We start from the raw sequence: 16,974 nt of genomic DNA, 5'->3' as shown, positions 1-16,974 counted from the left end.
CGGGAATGCACGAACCAGCGAGTTGCCTGATCCTCATCGGATCGGGTGACCGGTATCCGGAAGGTAATAACAGTGGCGAAGAACGTGACCGACGAGTCAAGCGAGGACGTCGTCGCCAACGCCAGGAAAGAGCGTGCCGGAAGGCGCGGTCCATTCGGTCGCATCGCCCTGTTCATCCGACAGGTCATCAATGAACTCAAGAAGGTCGTCACCCCGACCCGCAAGGAACTGTTCAGCTACACGGGTGTCGTGCTCGCGTTCGTCGTCATCATGATGTCGATCGTGGCGGGTTTCGACTTCCTGTTCGCTCTTGGTGTGGCGTATGTCTTCGGTGACGGGCCCGCGCAGTAGTTCCCCTGGCCGCGCAAGCGGCCGAATCCCGGGGATGCCCCGGAAATCGTGACGGCGCGCGGAGCCGCAAGGTGAGCGTGCAGACCGGCAACAACAACGGAAATGGAATCCAGTGTCTGACACAGAACGCGACGATATCGACCTCGCGACTGCCGCCGAGCAGTCCTCCGAGGTGGAAGAGGCTCAAGAGGGCAACACCCTCGACGAGGCCGAGTCGTCGGTGGAGCCCGCTGAGCACACCGCGATGCACGTCGAGAACGACGTCGAGTCCGATCTCAATGCGGCACTCGACGCGATCGAGACCGCCGTCGACCCCGAGGCGGACGAGGTAGTCGAGGACGCCCTCGACGTTGATTCGATCGACGAGGCCGACGCATCCGTCGCCGCGGTCGACGACGAGGCCGAGGTCGAAGCTGAGGTTGAAGCCGAGCCGGAGGAGGAGGCAGAGGTTGACCCGTACGAGGCCTTCCGCGCCGAGCTGAAATTCGCGCCGGGCAAGTGGTACGTCATCCACTCCTACGCGGGGTTCGAGAAGCGCGTCAAGCAGAACATCGAGAACCGCAAGGTGAGCATGTCGATGGAAGATTACGTCTTCCAGGTCGAGGTGCCGATGGAAGACGTCGTCGAGATCAAGAACGGCCAGCGCAAGCTCGTCAATCGAGTGCGCATCCCCGGATACGTGCTCGTGCGTATGGACCTCAACGAGGACTCCTGGTCCGTCGTGCGCCACACGCCCGGGGTCACCGGCTTCGTCGGCAACTCGCACAACCCCACCCCGCTTCGCTTCGAAGAAGCCTTCTCGATGCTCAAGAGCCTCGTGCAGATCGTCGAAGCGCCCGTGAAGGCAGGCGCGAAGGGTGGCAAGACCACCGCGCGCTCAATCCCGCAGGAAGTCGACTTCGAGGTCGGCGAGACCATCACGATCAAGGAGGGCTCGTTCGCGGGTCTTCCCGGTTCGATCAGCGAGATCAAGCCGGAGAGCGGCAAGCTCACCGTGCTCGTGTCGCTCTTCGAGCGCGAGACGCCGGTCGAGCTCAGCTTCGACCAGGTCACCAAGCTCTAACGCGACACCGCGACACCGCGACACACAGACCACCGCAACCGGACCTACCGGGCAGCGGGAGAGCATCCGGGTCCCGGATGCTCGACAAGGAAAGAGAGAAACAATGGCATCGAGAAAGAAAGTCACCGGTCTGATCAAGCTTCAGATCAAGGCTGGCGCAGCCACCCCCGCACCGCCCATCGGGCCGGCGCTGGGACAGCACGGCGTCAACATCATGGAGTTCTGCAAGGCGTACAACGCGGCGACCGAGGCCCAGCGCGGCAACGTCATCCCCGTCGAGATCACGGTCTACGAGGACCGCTCGTACACGTTCATCCTGAAGACCCCGCCGGCAGCCGAGCTCATCAAGAAGGCCGCCGGAGTGGCCAAGGGATCGGGAACCCCGCACACCGTCAAGGTTGCGCGGCTCACCCAGGACCAGGTTCGCGAGATCGCCGAGGTCAAGATGGCCGACCTCAACTCAAACGACATTGAAGCAGCTTCAAAGATCATCGCCGGCACCGCCCGCTCGATGGGGATCACGGTGGACGCATAATGGCTACGAAATCCAAGGCCTACCGCGCCGCAGCAGAGAAGATCGAAGAAGGACGTTTCTACACGCCGTCTGAGGCCGTCGCGGTTGCCCGCGAGACCGGCTCCGCCAAGTTCAACTCGACCGTCGAGGTCGCGCTCAAGCTCGGGGTCGACCCGCGCAAGGCCGACCAGATGGTTCGTGGAACCGTCAACCTTCCGCACGGAACCGGAAAGGTCGCGCGCGTCATCGTGTTCGCGACGGGACCGGCCGCTGAGGCAGCTCTCGCGGCTGGCGCCGACGAGGTCGGTGGCGATGAGCTCATCGAGAAGGTCGCCGCCGGATACACCTCCTTCGACTCCGCCGTCTCGACGCCGGAGCTGATGGGCAAGGTCGGTCGTCTCGGTAAGGTCCTGGGGCCCCGCGGCCTCATGCCGAACCCGAAGACGGGCACCGTGACCCCGGACCCGGCCAAGGCCGTGACAGAGATCAAGGGGGGAAAGATCGAGTTCCGCGTCGACAAGCACAGCAACGTGCACTTCATCGTCGGCAAGTCCGGTTTCGACCAGGTGCAGCTCGAAGAGAACATCAAGGCCGCGCTCGACGAGATCTCGCGGGCCAAGCCCTCGAGCTCGAAGGGCCGCTACATCCAGAAGGGCACGGTGTCGACCACGTTCGGCCCCGGCATCCCGCTGGACGTGAACGTTCTGTAACAGGCAGCATCCGCTCAGCACGAGCGACACGACGAGGGGCCCACGCGAGTGGGCCCCTTTTCGTATTCCCGCGGCACACATTAGGGGCGTCGCCCTCCAGTGCGACAGAATCGAGTATGCCCACGACCGCCTCAGCCAAGGAGCGCGTCGTGGTGCGCCAGGCCAGGCCGGCGGATGCCGCAGCGCTGCACGAGCTCGCTGCGGCCACGTTCCCCCTCGCCTGCCCTCCCGGAACCCTGCGGCGGGACATGGACGCTTTCGTGGCCACCCATCTCTCCCGCGAGAAGATGACGGGCTACCTCGCCGACCCGCACCGGGAGCTGCTGCTCGCCGAGGTCGACGGCCGGGCCGCCGGGTACACGATGCTGATCTTCGGTGAGCCAGGGGACCCCGACGTGTCGGCGGTGGTTACGGTTCGCCCAACGGTCGAACTCAGCAAGCTCTACGTGCACACCGGACACCACGGCAGTGGGATCGCCGCGCGACTGGTGGAGGCCTCGCTCCGACGTGCCCTGCGGCGGGGGGCGCGCGGAGTCTGGCTCGGCGTCAACCAGCTCAACGAGCGGGCGAACGCGTTCTATGAGAAGAGCGGGTTCGGGCTCGTGGGAACCAAGCGCTTCCTCGTCGGCAATCGCTGGGAGGACGACTTCGTGCGCGAGCTCCGCTTCGAGTCCTGGCCTACGCCTCGCTGACCCTGAGCACGATCTTGCCGCGAGTATGGCCCGTCTCGAGCTTGGTGTGGGCCGCCGCCGCCTCGTCGAGGTCGAAGACGTCGTCGAGGTGGACCCGGATGTCGCCGGCTTCGAGCATGCGCGCGATGATCGCGAGAGTCGCCCCGTCGGGCGCGACCTTGTACCCCGTCGCGCGGATGCCCGCGGCAGCAGCATCCGCGCGCATCGTCGGCCAGCTACCGGTCGGGGCGTTCACGAGCAGGCCGCCGCGGCGCAGGGTGGCCAACGACCGGGTGCCGGTGTCGTCGTGCACGTTGCCGATGAGGTCGATTACGGCGTCGACCTTGTCGAGGCCCTCCTCGAACCGCGAGGCCGTGTAATCGATGACCTGGTTCGCGCCCAGCTCGCCGAGCCAGCCGAGGTTGCGCGTCGATCCCGTCGCGATGACGTGGGCGCCGAAGTACCGCGCAAACTGCACTGCGAAGTGGCCGACCCCTCCGGCGCCCGCGTGAATGAGCATCCGCTGGCCCTCGTGCGCCTTCGCGACATCGACGACCATCCCCCACGCGGTGAGGGCGGCGAGGGGAACCCCGGCCGCCTCGACATGGGACAGGCTCGCAGGTTTGCGCGTCAGGCTGAGCGAGGAGACGGCCACGTACTCGGCGTAGCTTCCGGCGGACCGTGGAAAGCCCGTCATGCCGAACACCTCCGTGCCGGGCTGGAGCGAGTGGGCCTCGAACGGACTCTCGACGACGACGCCACTGAAGTCGCGGCCGAGCACCGCGGGGTAGGCGCCGATCGCCGCGGCGACCCCGCCACCGGAGCGGGTCTTTGCGTCGATCGGATTGATTCCGGCGGCCAGCACCCGAACAAGCACCTCGGAGTTGACCCGCAGCGGGACCGGTACGTGCGATGCGACCAGCTCCAGCGGCGCGCCGGTGCTGCGGATCACCATGGCTCGCATCGTGGTCATTCGAATGGCCTCCCCGCCTCAAGAAGTCCAGTCAAGCCGGCCCGTGAGTCGAGGCTGTTACGGCGGTGTCAATTGAATGCTAACTCTGCGCGATTCGCGCTGGCCTGCCGCGGTCAGCGCTGACGCGCGAGCACGTCGAGCACCTGGTTCGCCAACTGCACAAGCGAGTGGATCTCGTTCTCGTCGCGCTCGATCCAGCGGCACTCCGGCTGGAGGTTCACCGGTACGAAGTCGAGGTGCTGCTCCCAGACGAGCAGCGTGCGCTCCGCCCCCAGCACGTATTGCTGCCACCAGATCTGGCGCAGGTATGACCGCGGGACCGACTGCCACGCCGATTTCGTCGTCTTGATCTCGGCGAGGACCAGGTCGCCGGCGCTCGAGCGGCCGAGTCCGTCCGGCGTCGCCAGATGCTGTTTTTCGCCGTTCGCGTGGAACAGCCCGTCGCTTGGGGAAATGCCGTACTCGCCGTTCACCCAGCGGGCGATCTCGGGCTCACGGGCCCGGCCGTGGTCGGTGTAGGCATTGCCGCCGAAAGCGGAGCCGTGCACCTTCTCGAGGGCGACGGCCTGTACGGAGCGGATGCCGGACAGCCGCGCGGCATCCGTCGCCGTGATCCCCTTGCTCCTGGCCCGCAGCCACGCGACGCGATCGCTCGATCGCGCCACGAGCCGGTCCCGATGGTCGGGGGGCGGCTCGTCCCACAGGGAGAGCATCGGCTGCACGAACGTCACCGTGCCATTCTCCCCGACGACCGCCTCTACCGGGCGTGGACACTTCCGGGAATACTCGGGCAAAAATATGCGTTTGCATGGATACAATCAAGTACGGAGGCACGGACAATGAGTGTGAACACAGCAGGGCTGCATCACGTGACGGCGATTGCCGGCGAGCCGCAGCGCAACATCGACTTCTATGTGACCGGGCTCGGGCTCCGCCTCGTCAAGAAGACCGTCAACTTCGACGACCCGGGCACCTACCACCTCTACTACGGCGACACCGCGGGGCGCCCGGGATCGCTCATCACCTTCTTCCCCTGGGCCTCGGTGCCCGACGGCCGCGTCGGCCGCGGCCAGTCGACCTCGACGGCCTTCTCGGTTCCGGCGGGCACCCTCGGCTGGTGGAGGGACCACTTCTCCGGCCTCGGCGTCGAATCGACGGTGACCTCCGCCTCCGGCGACGAGGAGCGTGTGTCGCTGCGGGACCCGGACGGCCTGCAGATCGACCTCGTCGCATCCTCGATCTCCGACCCGCGCGACCCGTGGGACTCCGCGTCGGTGCCCGCAGAGTACGCCGTGCGCGGGCAGCACTCCTCGGTGCTCACCGTCGGCGACCCCACGAAGACCGTGAGCCTTTTGACCGACGACCTCGGGCTGCGCATCGTGAGCGAGCGTGGAAACCGGATCCGGCTCGAGGCCGGCGACGGGGGAGCAGGCAACATCGTCGACGTCGTCGCCGACCCCACCGGTCCGCAGGGGCTGTCGGCCGGAGGCACGGTGCACCACATCGCGTTCCGTGTTCCGGACCAGGCGACCCAGGAGCTGTGGCGTCGCGAGCTCGTCGATCGCGGCCATCAGGTGACGGCCATTCTCGACCGCCAGTACTTCACCTCGATCTACTTCCGGGAGCCGGGCGGGGTGCTCTTCGAGATCGCCACGGACACCCCCGGGTTCGACATCGACGAGCCGCTGCTCGAGCTCGGCCGCTCCCTCAAGCTCCCGCCGTGGCTTGAGCCGAGCCGCAATGCGATCGAGAACGCCGTGGCGAAGATCGAACTGCCCGCCGGGAACAACCCTCAGCTCGAGGAGTACACGCGATGACGACCCCGCCGCCAGCGTGGCCGCACCTGTACCGCGAGGGGGCTCCGGATTCGCCGGTGCTGCTGATGCTCCACGGCACGGGAGGGAACGAGCGCGACTTCGTCGCGCTCGCGGAGTCGATCGACCCCTCGGCCGCGGTGCTCGCGCCGCGCGGACCAGTGCAGGAGAGCGGGATGCTGCGCTGGTTCAGACGGTTCGCCGAAGGCCAGTTCGACGTCGATGACGTCGTGCGCCGGGCGGGCGAGCTCGCCGCGTTCATCGCCGAGGCGTGCGCCGCCTACGGGCTCGGCGACCGGCGGCTCATCGCCATCGGCTTCTCCAACGGCGCGAACATCGCCCTCGCGACGGCCCTGCTGCATCCGGAGTCGATCGACCGCGCTATCGCCTTCTCAGGCATGAACCCGCTCCCCGACAGGGAGGTCGACACTGACCTCTCGGGGAGCAGGGTGCTCATGCTGAACGGAGACTCCGACCCATTCGCGCCACTCGCGAGCGCGGAACGTGTCGTCGCGGTTCTCGCCGAACGCGGCGCCGAGGCCCGGCACGTGGTGCGCGCCGGTGGCCACGGCATCGACGGGTCGGACCTGCGTGCGGCGCTCGACTGGCTCGCCTCGCCCTGAGCCCTCTCGCCCTTGGCCATGCGTCCTCCGAGCGGATGGTGACGGTGATGGTTGAAGAAATCGCGAGCGACACCGCCCGCGACAGGGGCTTTCGGCTTCGGTGCCGCACAGCAGGCACTGGGCCCACGCATAGGCTTCTCAGAGAAAACAGGGGATAGTAGGAGGCGTGACCGACACTGCCCCCGCCCGAGCCCTCCTGCGTCGCGCCGACGGCTCGCCCGTGCGCGCGGTGGTCGTCGACGACGAGGCCTCCCTCACCGACCTGCTCACGATGGCGCTGCGCTACGAGGGCTGGGACGTTCGCTCGGCGTCCGGCGGCGCTGCCGCCATCGGCCTCATCCGTGAGTTCGGGCCGGATGTCGTCGTGCTCGACGTCATGATGCCCGACGTCGACGGCCTCAGCGTGCTGCGCCGGCTCCGGGCCGACGGGCGCGACATGCCGATACTATTCCTGACCGCGAAAGACTCCCTCGACGACCGCATTCAGGGGCTGACCGCGGGCGGTGACGACTACGTCACCAAGCCATTCAGCCTCGAGGAACTCGTCGCCAGGCTGCGTGGGCTCATCCGCCGGTCCACCGCGCTCGCGGCCGAGCTGAGCGACCCGGTCCTGCGCGTGGGAGACCTCACCCTCGACGAGGAGAGCTATGAGGTGCAGCGCTCTGGCGAGGCGATCGAGCTCACCGCGACCGAGTTCGAGCTGTTGCGCTTCCTCATGCGGAACCCCCGACGGGTGATGAGCAAAGCGCAGATCCTCGACCGGGTCTGGAGCTACGACTTCGGCGGGCGGTCGAGCATCGTCGAGCTCTACATCTCTTATTTGCGCAAAAAGGTCGACGGCGAACGGAAGCCGATGATCCACACGGTGCGCGGCGTCGGCTACCTCATCAAACCGGCCCGATGACGGGTCGCTCGCGGTCGCTCTGGTCGCTCCAACGGCGGCTCGTAGTCGGCATCATGCTGCTTCTCGCACTCGTCAGCATCGTCGTCGGCGCCGTCAGCACCGCCGCGCTCGGCCAGGCCCTCACAGCGAGGGTCGACGAGCAGCTGCGGTCCGCCGCCGACATCCTCCTCGGACCGTCGGGTCCGGGTCGGGGGGAGTACACGCCGTCCCCGCGGGATGCCCTCCGGCCCGGCGCCGTCGTGCTCGTCGAATCGCGGGGGAGCGTGGTGGTCGCCGGGTATGTGGCCGAAGACGGCACGGCCGCGCCGTTGACCACCGCCCAGCGGGACGTGCTGCTCGAGGTCGATGGCGGGCGCGCGGCGGCGAGTGTCGACCTTGGCGAGCTCGGAGAGTACCGGGTGCTAGCCGAGACCACGCGCGCAGACGAACGCCTCGTGGTCGGGCTGCCGCTCGCGGAATCGCGGGCGACGACCGCGCAGCTGCTGTTCATCATCGCGCTCGTCACGGCGGCCGCGCTCGCCGCAACGGCCGTGATCGGCTCCGCGGTGGTCAGGCTGGCGCTGCGACCCCTCGGCCGCGTCGCGGACACTGCCGCCAGGGTATCGAGACTGCCGCTCGCGAAAGGCGAGGTCGCCCTCGCCCCGCGGGTGCCGGATGCCGATACCGACACGAGAACGGAGGTCGGGCGACTTGGCGCCGCGATCAACCGGATGCTCGACCACGTGGCATCCGCCCTGCTCGCCCGGCAGGAGAGCGAGGGCAAGGTGCGCCGCTTCGTCGCCGACGCGAGCCACGAGCTACGCACCCCGCTCACCTCGATCCGCGGCTACGCCGAGCTCACCCGGCGCGGCGGCCACGAACTGCCGCCCGACGTCGTCAGGTCGATGGAGCGCATCGAATCCGAGGCGATCCGTATGACCTCCCTCGTCGAGGACCTCCTGCTGCTCGCGCGCCTCGATGAGGGCCGCGACCTCGAGACCGGGCCGGTAGACCTGTCGGGTATCCTGCTCGACGTGGTGAGTGACGCGCACGCCGCGGCCCCCGACCACAGCTTCGCGCTTGACCTGCCCGACGTGCCGGTGATCGTCAGTGGCGACGATTCGCGCCTGCGCCAGGTCGTGGTGAACCTGCTCGCCAATGCGCGCGTGCACACCCCGGCGGGCACCGCGATCACCGTCGGCCTCGGGGTGCGCGACAGTGCCATCCTGACCATTGCCGACAACGGGCCTGGGGTTCCCGCGGAGCGCCAGGCATCACTGTTCGAGCGCTTCACGAGGGGCGACGAGTCCCGGTCGCGGGCAGCCGGAAGCACGGGCCTCGGCCTCGCGATCGTGCGAGCCGTCGTCGAGGGCCACAGCGGAACGGTGTCTGTCGACTCCGTGCCCGGCCGCACCGTCTTCACGGTCGAGCTGCCCCTCGCGCCGGCCCCGGCTGGCACTCGGGCGGACAGGGCAGAATGACACCGGCGGCACGGGTCGCCAGGAAGCGGGCACGGCGATGGATTCACTCACCCGGCACACCGACTACGGATCGACGAGCCTGACCGAAGCGGACGTCGACCCCGATCCGCTCGTCGAGTTCGCTGCGTGGCTTGCCCGGGCCGAGGAGGCCGGGGTCTACGAGCCCAACGCGATGGTGGTCGGCACCGTCGACGCCGACGGGCGGCCGAGCAGCCGCACAGTACTGCTCAAGGGGCTGGATGGCGAGGGGTTCGAGTTCGTCACCAATTACGAGTCGCGCAAGGGGCGCGCGCTTGCTGCGAACCCCGCGGTGTCGCTGCTGTTTCCGTGGTATTCACTCAACCGTCAGGTCTGCGTGCTCGGCACCGCCGCACCGACCTCAGCCGAGGTGAGCGACGCCTACTTCGCCCGGCGCCCGCGCGGCGCTCGGATCGCCGCCCTCGCGAGCGAGCAGTCCCGCCCGGTCGCCTCGCGGGACGAGCTCGAGCGCCGGGTCAGGGAGCTCGAGGAGCGCTACCCGGAGGGGGCAGAGGTCCCCCGGCCGGAGCACTGGGGCGGGGTGCGCGTGGTGCCACGGGAGATCGAGTTCTGGCAGGGCCGCACTTCCCGCCTGCACGACCGCATCCGGTTCACGGCGACAAGCGAGCAGGGTGCTGGCGCACTCGGCTGGGCACGCGAGCGCCTGCAGCCCTAGGCGCCCCGGATCCGGAGGGGTGGGAGGATGGAACCTTGCAATCGTTCACCAAAGGAGCCCGAATGAGGATCGCCGTCACCGGATCAGCCGGAAAACTAGGGAGCGTTGTCGTCGCAGAGCTCCGTGCCGCGGGACACACAGTGCACGAACTGGACCTCGCCGGCCCACGCAGCGAGACGTTCACGCGCGTCGACTTCACCGATTATGGACAGACCGTCGACGCGTTCTGCAGCATCGACGGCCGGCACACCGGGCTCGACGCGGTCGTGCATCTTGCGGCGGCACCGGCCGGCGGCATCCTGCCCGATTCCGCGACCTTCCACAACAACATGATCGCCACCTACAACGTGTTCCAGGCGGCTCGTCGCGCCGGCATCAGGACGATCGTCTATGCCTCGAGCGAGACGCTTCTCGGCATCCCCTTCGACGCTCCGCCGCCCTACATCCCGGTCGACGAGGAGTACGAGTCCCGGCCCGAGAGCACCTACGCGGTCACCAAGCACCTTGAGGAGGAGCTCGCCCAGAAGCTCGTCCGCTGGGATCCCGAGCTGAGCATCACCGCGCTGCGCTTCTCCAACGTCATGCACGTCGAGGACTACGCAGACTTCGCGTCCTACGACGCGGACGCGCTTGCCCGCAAGTGGAACCTGTGGGGCTACATCGATGCTCGCGACGGGGCGCAGGCCGTGTTGAAGGCACTCGAGAAGAACATCCCGGGGTTCGCCGCGTACATCATCGCCAACGCCGACACGGTCATGACCCGGTCGAGCACCGAACTCGCGGCAGAAGTGTTTCCCGGCGTGCCGGTCACGAAGCAGCTCGGCGAGAACGAGACGATGCTCTCGATCGACAAGGCCCGCCGCGTGCTGGGCTATGAGCCTGAGCACTCCTGGCGCAACCACGTCTAGCGCCGATGCGGGCCCGGTTTGCCAATCGGGCCCGCATCCCCTACCCTCAGAGAAGCCAAAGACCGCAGGTTGTCGGCGTGCCCATCACCGGGTACCCGATCGAAGATTCGCTCAGCGAATGCCAGCGCAGGTGTGTGTAGAAGTCTCCCCCAGGGTTTCAGCTCCGTGCGCTTGCGCCGGAGCTTTTTTCATGAGCCGAGCCTGTTGATTCACTGCCCCGGTCGCGGCGCAAACAATCAATCAAAGGAGTGCCATGGCGAACAAGGAAGCTTCAGTCGCCGAGCTTGCGGAGAAGTTCCGTAGCTCGAATGCTGTCCTGCTCACCGAGTATCGCGGACTCACCGTCGCCCAGCTGAAAACGCTGCGGAAGTCGATCAGTGAGCACGCAACATACGCCGTGGTGAAGAACACGCTGACCAAGATCGCGGCCAACAATGTGGGCATCTCGTCATTCGACGATGAGCTCGCCGGGCCGTCCGCGATCGCATTCGTGCACGGCGATACCGTCGCCGTCGCGAAGGCTCTGCGTGACTTTGCCAAGGCAAACCCGCTGCTTGTGGTCAAGAACGGTTACTTCGACGGTAACGCTCTTACCCAGGCAGAGGTCATGAAGCTCGCCGACCTCGAAAGCCGGGAGGTGTTGCTGGGCAAGCTGGCCGGCGCCTTCAAGCAGTCGCTGTTCGGTGCGGCATACCTGTTCAACGCACCGCTGTCGAAGGCCGTTCGCACGGTCGACGCGCTGCGTGAAAAGCAGGAGTCCTCGAGCTAAGAACCCCTCGCGGGTTTGGCCAAGCGGCCGCAACGATCACAGAACCACTAAGGAGAATAATCATGGCAAAGCTTTCAAATGACGAACTCATCGAAGCATTCAAGGAGCTCACGCTCATCGAGCTGAGCGACTTCGTCAAGAAGTTCGAAGAGGTCTTCGAGGTCACCGCTGCGGCTCCCGTCGCCGCTGCTGCCGTCGGTGGCGCCGCTCCCGTCGAAGAGGTCGAAGAGAAGGACTCCTTCGACGTCGTCCTCGAGTCCGTCGGTGACAAGAAGATTCAGGTCATCAAGGAGGTTCGCGCGCTCACGAGCCTCGGCCTCGGCGAGGCGAAGGCCGTCGTCGATGGTGCCCCCGGCGTCGTCCTCGAAGGTGCAAACAAGGAGACCGCCGAGAAGGCGAAGGCTCAGCTCGAAGCAGCTGGCGCCACCGTCACCCTCAAGTAACATCTGCCGCGCAGGCGGCGCACCTCGAATAAGCCCTCGGCCTCTGGCCGGGGGCTTATTTGCGTGGTGGCGGGTCGGTGGACGGCGTGACGTTTGTCCACCATAATGAGGACACCCCACAGAGATTCAGCCGGTAGGTGAGGGTCGGAGAAGTCCGGCCCTACCCGTTCGTGTCTAGACAGTCTTACCCTCTGGCTAGCCACCTGGTTCTCTCGCACCACATCAGGACGCGGCGGGTGCTTCGAAATCCCGGAGGCACCCGCCCATCCCTGCCATGCTCGTCCTAGCCCGGGTGAGGCGGTGCAGTGGTGCTGTGCCGGGCCACGAAAGCGAGAGGCACGGTCACTCGCTCGATGGCGGCTGGATCACCCGAGATCGAGAGCTCGCGCATCACCAGCTCGACCGCGCGGGCTCCCTGCCGGCACGGCTCCTGACGCAACGTCGTGAGACCGAACATGGCAGCGAGGTCATGGTCATCGATGCCGATCACCGAGAGCTGCCTCGGCACGTCGAGACCGAGCTCTCGCGCGGCGATGATGACCCCGATCGCGATCTCGTCGCATCCGGCCATGATCGCCGTCGGTCGCAGGCGCGGGTCGGAGAGCAGCTGCCGGGCGGCCCTATAGCCGCCGGGAACCGAGAACGGAACGGCGCGGAAGTCGTCCCCCCGTTCGATCCCGGCCTCATCCATCGCGAGACGGAATCCTGTCAGACGCTGGGCGTGCACCCGGAAGTCCATCTGCTCGAATTGATCGCCACCGAGGTGCATGATGCGGCGGTGGCCGAGGCTGATGAGGTGCTCGGTCGCCAACCGGGCCGCCTCCACGTCGTCGATGCTGAGCGTGGACATCCCGTCGATGGGGCCGCCGAGGCCGACGATGGGCTTGCCGAGCGAGCGCAGCAGCCCGATCTCCGACGGGTCGAGCTCGATCCCAATTGCGATCACCGCGTCCACGCGCTTGCGAACCAGGAAGTAGTCGAACACACGACGACGTTGGTCCGGATCGCTGCTGAGGCGGTACAGGGTGAGGTCGTAGCCGGCGCCGATGAGCGTGGACTCGATTCCTTCGAGCACTTCCGCGAAGAACCACCGGTTGATGAAGGGAATGACAACGCCCACATTGCGGGTCTGGCCGGTCACGAGGCTCGCCGCGTTCGAGGAGGCGACATAGCCGATCGCCGAGGCCGCGCGCTCCACCCGCTCCCTCGTGGGGAGGGCGACATAGCCGGCGCCGCTCAGCGCCCTGGAGGCGGTGGACTTCGACACTCCCGCCATGCGGGCGACATCTGCAAGCGCGCTCACCTCCACTCCCTCCATTGGGTTAGGTCTGGCTGGAATACTAACCGGGATTCGACCGGTGTGGAATCGGTTCCAGATTCTCGTGCTCAATCCTGGTGAAACAGGCTATCGAAACTCTCCCAGCCATTTTCCAGCCGTGCCCCAATCGTTAGATTTCGCTGTGGAACAGTTGTTGCGCCGCGGCGTGGGGTGCCATAGCGTCGATTATGGAACCGTTTCCCTACCCTTTGCCGCAACGCCGAGAAGTCACATCCGTTCCACATCCAGACACCAATCCCGCGTCCTGTGCTTCCGAGACGCGGCCGACCTCAACGAGGAGGAAAAACATGAGCTCAACCTTGCATCGCCGCTTGCTCCTGCCAATCGCCGCCGCCGGAGTAATGGGCCTCGTGCTCGCCGGCTGTACCGGAACCGACGACGGCGGCCCGGCCGCCTCCGATGCCGACTGTGGGCCGTACGAGGACTACGGAACCTTCGAGGGCGAATCGGTCGAGGTCTACTCGACCATCGTCGACGTCGAGGCCGATCAGCTGGTCCAGAGCTGGGCGGACTTCGAGTCCTGCACCGGCATCACCATCGACTTCGTGGGCACCCAGGAGGCGGAAACTCAGATCAACGTGCGCGCCGCTGCCGGTGACGCTCCCGACCTGATGATCATCCCGCAGCCCGGTCTGCTCCAGCGCCTCATCAACGACGGCTACGTGCTTCCCGCACCGGAGTCGGTCGAGGCCAACGTCGACGAGTTCTGGTCCGAGGACTGGAAGGGCTACGGAACCGTCGATGACACGTTCTATGCGGCTCCGCTGATGGCGAGCGTCAAGGGCTGGGTCTGGTACTCGCCCTCGGACTTCGAAGCCAAGGGCTATGAAGTTCCCGAGACGTGGGACGAGATGATGGAGCTCACGGCGACCATGGCCGAGGAGAGCACAGCGACCTACCGCCCCTGGTGCGTCGGCTTCGGCTCGGGCGACGCCACCGGATGGCCGGGAACCGACTGGATCGAAGACGTGGTTCTTCGCGAGTCCGGCCCCGAGGTCTACAACCAGTGGGTAGCGGGAGAGGTCAAGTTCTCCGACCCCGAGATCAAGAGCGCCTTTGACCGCGTTGGCGACATCCTGCTCAACGAGGACTACGTGAACGGCGGATTCGGCGGGGTCAACTCCATCGTGTCGACCACCTTCAACGACGCCGCGCTGCCGATTCTCGACGGTAACTGCTCGCTGCACCACCAGGCCTCGTTCTATGAAGCACAGTGGCCCGAGGGCACGACCGTTTCTCCCGATGGCGACATCTGGGCGTTCATCACCCCGAAGATCGACGAAAGTGCCGGTGACTCGGTCACCGGTGGTGGCGAGTTCGTCGCTGCCTTCAGCGACTCCGAGGCCGTTCAGGCTGTTCAGACGTACATGTCGTCCGACACCTGGGCGAACAACCGCGTCGAGCTCGGCGGAGTGATCAGCGCCAACAAGGGACTCGACCCGGAGCTTGCCGGATCGGAACTCGGCAAGGCGTCGATCGAAATCCTGCAGGGCGAGGACACCACCTTCGCGTTCGATGCATCCGACCTCATGCCGGCGGCAGTCGGCACGAGCTCGTTCTGGACCGGCATGGTCGACTGGGTCTCCGGAACCAGAAGCACCGACGAAGTCCTGACCTTCATCGACAGCACCTACCCGTAAGTGCGCCAATGAAGTAGCCCGAACCTGGCCCATCGAGATCTTCCTCGGTGGGCCAGGTTTCGGATAACGTGAATACAAACCAACGGAGGTACCTGCATGTCAACGTCGATAGTGCATAGCGAGGTGCTCGCGAACGTGGGCCTCTTGCCCCTCAGCCGGGGTGGAATCCTCGGCGACATCACCGAGAAATTCGGTCTCATGATCGTCGGGCTCGCCGCCTTCGCAGCCGTCGTCGGTCTCATCCTCTTCCTCGCCGACCGCGCACCGAAGCGCGGCCGCGACGTCGTGCAGGTGTTCGCCTTCGTCTTACCGGCGTTGGCCCTGCTCGCCGTCGGCCTCATCTACCCCGCCATCCGCACCACACTGCTCGCCTTCACCAACCGCGGGGGCGACTTCGTCGGCATCGACAACTTCGTCTGGATGTTCACCCAGCCGACGATCATCACGACACTGATCAACACACTCATCTGGGTCGCGCTCGTCCCGCTCCTGTCAACCGCCGTGGGCCTCGCCTACGCGGTGTTCATTGACAAGTCGGCGGGCGAGAAGGTGCTCAAGTCCCTGGTGTTCATGCCGATGGCCATCTCGTTCGTCGGAGCCGGCATCATCTGGCGCTTCGTCTACGAGTATCGGGCCGAGGGATTCGAGCAGATCGGTATCCTCAACCAGCTCCTCGTCTGGTTCGGCGGTGAGCCGCAGCAGTTCCTCATCAACAGCCCGTTCAACACGCTGTTCCTCATCGTCGTCATGGTCTGGATCCAGACCGGTTTCGCCATGGTGCTGCTGTCCGCGGCCATCAAGGGTGTACCCCTGGAGATCATCGAGGCCGCGAAGCTCGACGGCGCCAACGCCTGGCAGCAGTTCCGCAACGTCACCATCCCGGCGATCCGTGGCACTCTCATCGTGGTCGTCACGACCATCACGATCGCCACCCTGAAGGTCTTCGATATTGTGCGCACCATGACCGGCGGTCAGTTCGACACGAGCGTCATCGCCAACGAGATGTACACCCAGGCGTTCAACCGCGGCGAGTTCGGACAGGGCTCCGCGCTCGCGGTGGTGCTCTTCATCATGGTGATGCCCATCGTCATCTACAACGTCCGGTCGATGCGCAAGCAGAGGGAGATCCGATGAGCGTCAAAGAAGCCGAGGACAAGCTGGATCGTCCCCTCGGCCAGAAGAACACGCTGCGGCCGCGGAAGGTCCCGAAGGCCGACAGGGTCAAGCAGCGGCTGACCTCGCGCGGTGCCACGATCGCCGCGATCATCATCGCGACCCTCTGGACCATCCCGACCTTCGGGCTGTTTGTGTCGTCGTTCCGTCCCGCCGAGCAGATCCGGACAACCGGCTGGTGGACCGTGTTCACGAACCCGAGCTTCAGCCTCGAGAACTACGCCGACGTTCTGTTCGAGAGTGGGGCATCGAGCGCGAACCTGAGCTCCTACTTCATCAACTCGCTCGTCATCTCGATCCCCGCGACGCTGTTCCCGATCGCCCTCGCGACGATGGCCGCATACGGGTTCGCCTGGATCAAGTTCAAGGGCAGCGGAGCCATCTTCGTGCTGATCTTCGCGCTGCAGATCGTGCCGCTGCAGATGGCGCTCATCCCGCTGCTCCAGATCTTCTCCCAGGTGCTCGGGATCAGCGGAACGTTCCCTGCGGTCTGGATCGCGCACACGATCTTCGGCCTCCCGCTGACGATCTTCCTGCTCCACAACTTCATCGCGGAGATCCCGGGCGAGGTGATCGAGGCAGCGCGCGTCGACGGCGCGAACCACACACAGATCTTCTTCCGGATCATCCTGCCGCTGTCGATGCCCGCCCTCGCGAGCATCGGAATCTTCCAGTTCCTCTGGGTCTGGAACGACCTGCTGATCGCCCTCGTGTTCTCCGGAGGCACCGTCGACGTCGCACCTCTCACTCAGAGACTCGCGGAGCTCGTCGGCAACTTCGGTCGCAACGCGGAGCGCCTGCCCGCAGCGGCGTTCATCTCGCTGATCATCCCGCTCATCGTGTTCTTCAGCCTGCAGCGCTACTTCGTGCGCGGGCTGCTGGCCGGCTCGACGAAGGGGTAGTCGGAGCGCTCGAACACACGCCG

At 66.2% G+C, this 16,974-nt stretch carries 19 protein-coding genes; 16 read left to right on the top strand and 3 right to left on the bottom strand.

Features of this window, described 5'->3' with window-relative positions:
• The first annotated feature begins 72 nt into the window (after positions 1–72).
• The 5 genes from secE to BHD05_RS00710 all read left to right on the top strand — a co-directional run bounded on the left by secE (position 73) and on the right by BHD05_RS00710 (position 3,330).
• A complete protein-coding gene (gene secE / locus BHD05_RS00730) occupies positions 73–351 on the top strand; it encodes a preprotein translocase subunit SecE (protein WP_161884737.1) in 279 nt (92 codons plus the stop codon).
• A gap of 112 nt (positions 352–463) precedes the next feature.
• Positions 464–1,414 carry a transcription termination/antitermination protein NusG gene (nusG, locus tag BHD05_RS00725; RefSeq protein ID WP_161884736.1) on the top strand — a complete coding sequence of 317 codons (951 nt, stop codon included), beginning with the start codon at positions 464–466 and terminating at the stop codon, positions 1,412–1,414.
• Positions 1,415–1,517: 103 nt separating this feature from the next.
• Complete coding sequence (gene rplK, locus BHD05_RS00720) at positions 1,518–1,949, top strand: 50S ribosomal protein L11 (protein WP_161884735.1); 432 nt, start codon at positions 1,518–1,520, stop codon at positions 1,947–1,949.
• On the top strand, positions 1,949–2,638 hold the full coding sequence (rplA, locus tag BHD05_RS00715) for a 50S ribosomal protein L1 (RefSeq protein WP_161884734.1): 690 nt from the start codon (positions 1,949–1,951) through the stop codon (positions 2,636–2,638). The genes rplK and rplA overlap by 1 nt, the downstream gene beginning before the upstream one ends.
• Before the next feature lie 116 nt (positions 2,639–2,754).
• Complete coding sequence (locus tag BHD05_RS00710; RefSeq protein WP_161884733.1) at positions 2,755–3,330, top strand: GNAT family N-acetyltransferase; 576 nt, start codon at positions 2,755–2,757, stop codon at positions 3,328–3,330.
• Here BHD05_RS00710 and BHD05_RS00705 read toward each other — a convergent pair.
• Both BHD05_RS00705 and BHD05_RS00700 read right to left on the bottom strand, forming a co-directional pair.
• Positions 3,317–4,282: an NADP-dependent oxidoreductase gene (locus BHD05_RS00705; RefSeq protein ID WP_418763823.1), complete on the bottom strand. Its 966-nt coding sequence runs from the start codon at positions 4,280–4,282 to the stop codon at positions 3,317–3,319. The genes BHD05_RS00710 and BHD05_RS00705 overlap by 14 nt on opposite strands.
• Positions 4,283–4,395: 113 nt before the next feature.
• Positions 4,396–4,995 (bottom strand): YqaJ viral recombinase family protein, encoded by a 600-nt coding sequence (locus BHD05_RS00700; protein WP_161887268.1) that lies wholly within the window; start codon positions 4,993–4,995, stop codon positions 4,396–4,398.
• A gap of 126 nt (positions 4,996–5,121) precedes the next feature.
• On the opposite strand from BHD05_RS00700, the gene BHD05_RS00695 reads away from it, so the two are divergent.
• The 8 genes from BHD05_RS00695 (at position 5,122) to rplL (ending at position 11,897) form a co-directional block, all read left to right on the top strand.
• Entirely contained in the window at positions 5,122–6,099 is a 978-nt protein-coding gene (locus BHD05_RS00695) for a ring-cleaving dioxygenase (protein WP_161884732.1), read from the top strand.
• On the top strand, positions 6,096–6,719 hold the full coding sequence (locus tag BHD05_RS00690; protein ID WP_161884731.1) for an alpha/beta hydrolase: 624 nt from the start codon (positions 6,096–6,098) through the stop codon (positions 6,717–6,719). The genes BHD05_RS00695 and BHD05_RS00690 overlap by 4 nt, the downstream gene beginning before the upstream one ends.
• Positions 6,720–6,885: 166 nt before the next feature.
• Positions 6,886–7,623: a response regulator transcription factor gene (locus BHD05_RS00685; protein ID WP_161884730.1), complete on the top strand. Its 738-nt coding sequence runs from the start codon at positions 6,886–6,888 to the stop codon at positions 7,621–7,623.
• Positions 7,620–9,083, top strand: a complete 1,464-nt coding sequence (locus BHD05_RS00680) for a sensor histidine kinase (RefSeq protein WP_161884729.1) — start codon at positions 7,620–7,622, stop codon at positions 9,081–9,083. Before BHD05_RS00685 ends, BHD05_RS00680 begins: the two co-directional genes overlap by 4 nt.
• A gap of 37 nt (positions 9,084–9,120) precedes the next feature.
• Entirely contained in the window at positions 9,121–9,777 is a 657-nt protein-coding gene (gene pdxH / locus BHD05_RS00675; protein WP_161884728.1) for a pyridoxamine 5'-phosphate oxidase, read from the top strand.
• Between the two features lie 62 nt (positions 9,778–9,839).
• On the top strand, positions 9,840–10,685 hold the full coding sequence (locus BHD05_RS00670; RefSeq protein ID WP_161884727.1) for an NAD-dependent epimerase/dehydratase family protein: 846 nt from the start codon (positions 9,840–9,842) through the stop codon (positions 10,683–10,685).
• 253 nt (positions 10,686–10,938) lie between these two features.
• Positions 10,939–11,454: a 50S ribosomal protein L10 gene (rplJ, locus tag BHD05_RS00665; protein WP_161884726.1), complete on the top strand. Its 516-nt coding sequence runs from the start codon at positions 10,939–10,941 to the stop codon at positions 11,452–11,454.
• Positions 11,455–11,516: 62 nt separating this feature from the next.
• Entirely contained in the window at positions 11,517–11,897 is a 381-nt protein-coding gene (gene rplL, locus BHD05_RS00660; protein ID WP_161884725.1) for a 50S ribosomal protein L7/L12, read from the top strand.
• 283 nt (positions 11,898–12,180) lie between these two features.
• On the opposite strand, the gene BHD05_RS00655 is transcribed toward rplL, so the two are convergent.
• Positions 12,181–13,200: a LacI family DNA-binding transcriptional regulator gene (locus BHD05_RS00655; protein WP_161884724.1), complete on the bottom strand. Its 1,020-nt coding sequence runs from the start codon at positions 13,198–13,200 to the stop codon at positions 12,181–12,183.
• A 323-nt stretch (positions 13,201–13,523) separates the two neighbouring features.
• Between BHD05_RS00655 and BHD05_RS00650 the strand changes: the two genes are divergently transcribed.
• From BHD05_RS00650 to BHD05_RS00640, 3 genes are all read left to right on the top strand, one after another.
• The gene (locus BHD05_RS00650) at positions 13,524–14,876 is read left to right on the top strand and encodes an ABC transporter substrate-binding protein (RefSeq protein ID WP_161884723.1); all 1,353 of its coding nucleotides are present in this window, start codon (positions 13,524–13,526) and stop codon (positions 14,874–14,876) included.
• A gap of 198 nt (positions 14,877–15,074) precedes the next feature.
• The gene (locus BHD05_RS00645; protein ID WP_161887267.1) at positions 15,075–16,010 is read left to right on the top strand and encodes a carbohydrate ABC transporter permease; all 936 of its coding nucleotides are present in this window, start codon (positions 15,075–15,077) and stop codon (positions 16,008–16,010) included.
• Positions 16,007–16,951 carry a carbohydrate ABC transporter permease gene (locus tag BHD05_RS00640; protein WP_161884722.1) on the top strand — a complete coding sequence of 315 codons (945 nt, stop codon included), beginning with the start codon at positions 16,007–16,009 and terminating at the stop codon, positions 16,949–16,951. Before BHD05_RS00645 ends, BHD05_RS00640 begins: the two co-directional genes overlap by 4 nt.
• The last annotated feature ends 23 nt before the right edge of the window (positions 16,952–16,974 follow it).

The organism is Marisediminicola antarctica (assembly GCF_009930795.1).
Lineage (GTDB): Bacteria > Actinomycetota > Actinomycetes > Actinomycetales > Microbacteriaceae > Marisediminicola > Marisediminicola antarctica.
The sequence above is the reverse complement of the archived record's forward strand: the minus strand, read 5'-3'. Positions and strand labels throughout refer to the sequence as shown.

What these genes read in the sequence shown, in the direction of transcription:
- rplK (WP_161884735.1), top strand. Translation starts at nt 1,518, where the DNA reads ATGGCATCGAGAAAGAAAGTCACCGGTCTGATCAAGCTTCAGATCAAG.
- rplA (WP_161884734.1), top strand. Translation starts at nt 1,949, where the DNA reads ATGGCTACGAAATCCAAGGCCTACCGCGCCGCAGCAGAGAAGATCGAA.
- BHD05_RS00710 (WP_161884733.1), top strand. Translation starts at nt 2,755, where the DNA reads ATGCCCACGACCGCCTCAGCCAAGGAGCGCGTCGTGGTGCGCCAGGCC.
- BHD05_RS00705 (WP_418763823.1), bottom strand. Translation starts at nt 4,282, where the DNA reads ATGACCACGATGCGAGCCATGGTGATCCGCAGCACCGGCGCGCCGCTG.
- BHD05_RS00700 (WP_161887268.1), bottom strand. Translation starts at nt 4,995, where the DNA reads ATGCTCTCCCTGTGGGACGAGCCGCCCCCCGACCATCGGGACCGGCTC.
- BHD05_RS00695 (WP_161884732.1), top strand. Translation starts at nt 5,122, where the DNA reads ATGAGTGTGAACACAGCAGGGCTGCATCACGTGACGGCGATTGCCGGC.
- BHD05_RS00690 (WP_161884731.1), top strand. Translation starts at nt 6,096, where the DNA reads ATGACGACCCCGCCGCCAGCGTGGCCGCACCTGTACCGCGAGGGGGCT.
- BHD05_RS00680 (WP_161884729.1), top strand. Translation starts at nt 7,620, where the DNA reads ATGACGGGTCGCTCGCGGTCGCTCTGGTCGCTCCAACGGCGGCTCGTA.
- pdxH (WP_161884728.1), top strand. Translation starts at nt 9,121, where the DNA reads ATGGATTCACTCACCCGGCACACCGACTACGGATCGACGAGCCTGACC.
- BHD05_RS00670 (WP_161884727.1), top strand. Translation starts at nt 9,840, where the DNA reads ATGAGGATCGCCGTCACCGGATCAGCCGGAAAACTAGGGAGCGTTGTC.
- rplJ (WP_161884726.1), top strand. Translation starts at nt 10,939, where the DNA reads ATGGCGAACAAGGAAGCTTCAGTCGCCGAGCTTGCGGAGAAGTTCCGT.
- rplL (WP_161884725.1), top strand. Translation starts at nt 11,517, where the DNA reads ATGGCAAAGCTTTCAAATGACGAACTCATCGAAGCATTCAAGGAGCTC.
- BHD05_RS00650 (WP_161884723.1), top strand. Translation starts at nt 13,524, where the DNA reads ATGAGCTCAACCTTGCATCGCCGCTTGCTCCTGCCAATCGCCGCCGCC.
- BHD05_RS00645 (WP_161887267.1), top strand. Translation starts at nt 15,075, where the DNA reads ATGATCGTCGGGCTCGCCGCCTTCGCAGCCGTCGTCGGTCTCATCCTC.
- BHD05_RS00640 (WP_161884722.1), top strand. Translation starts at nt 16,007, where the DNA reads ATGAGCGTCAAAGAAGCCGAGGACAAGCTGGATCGTCCCCTCGGCCAG.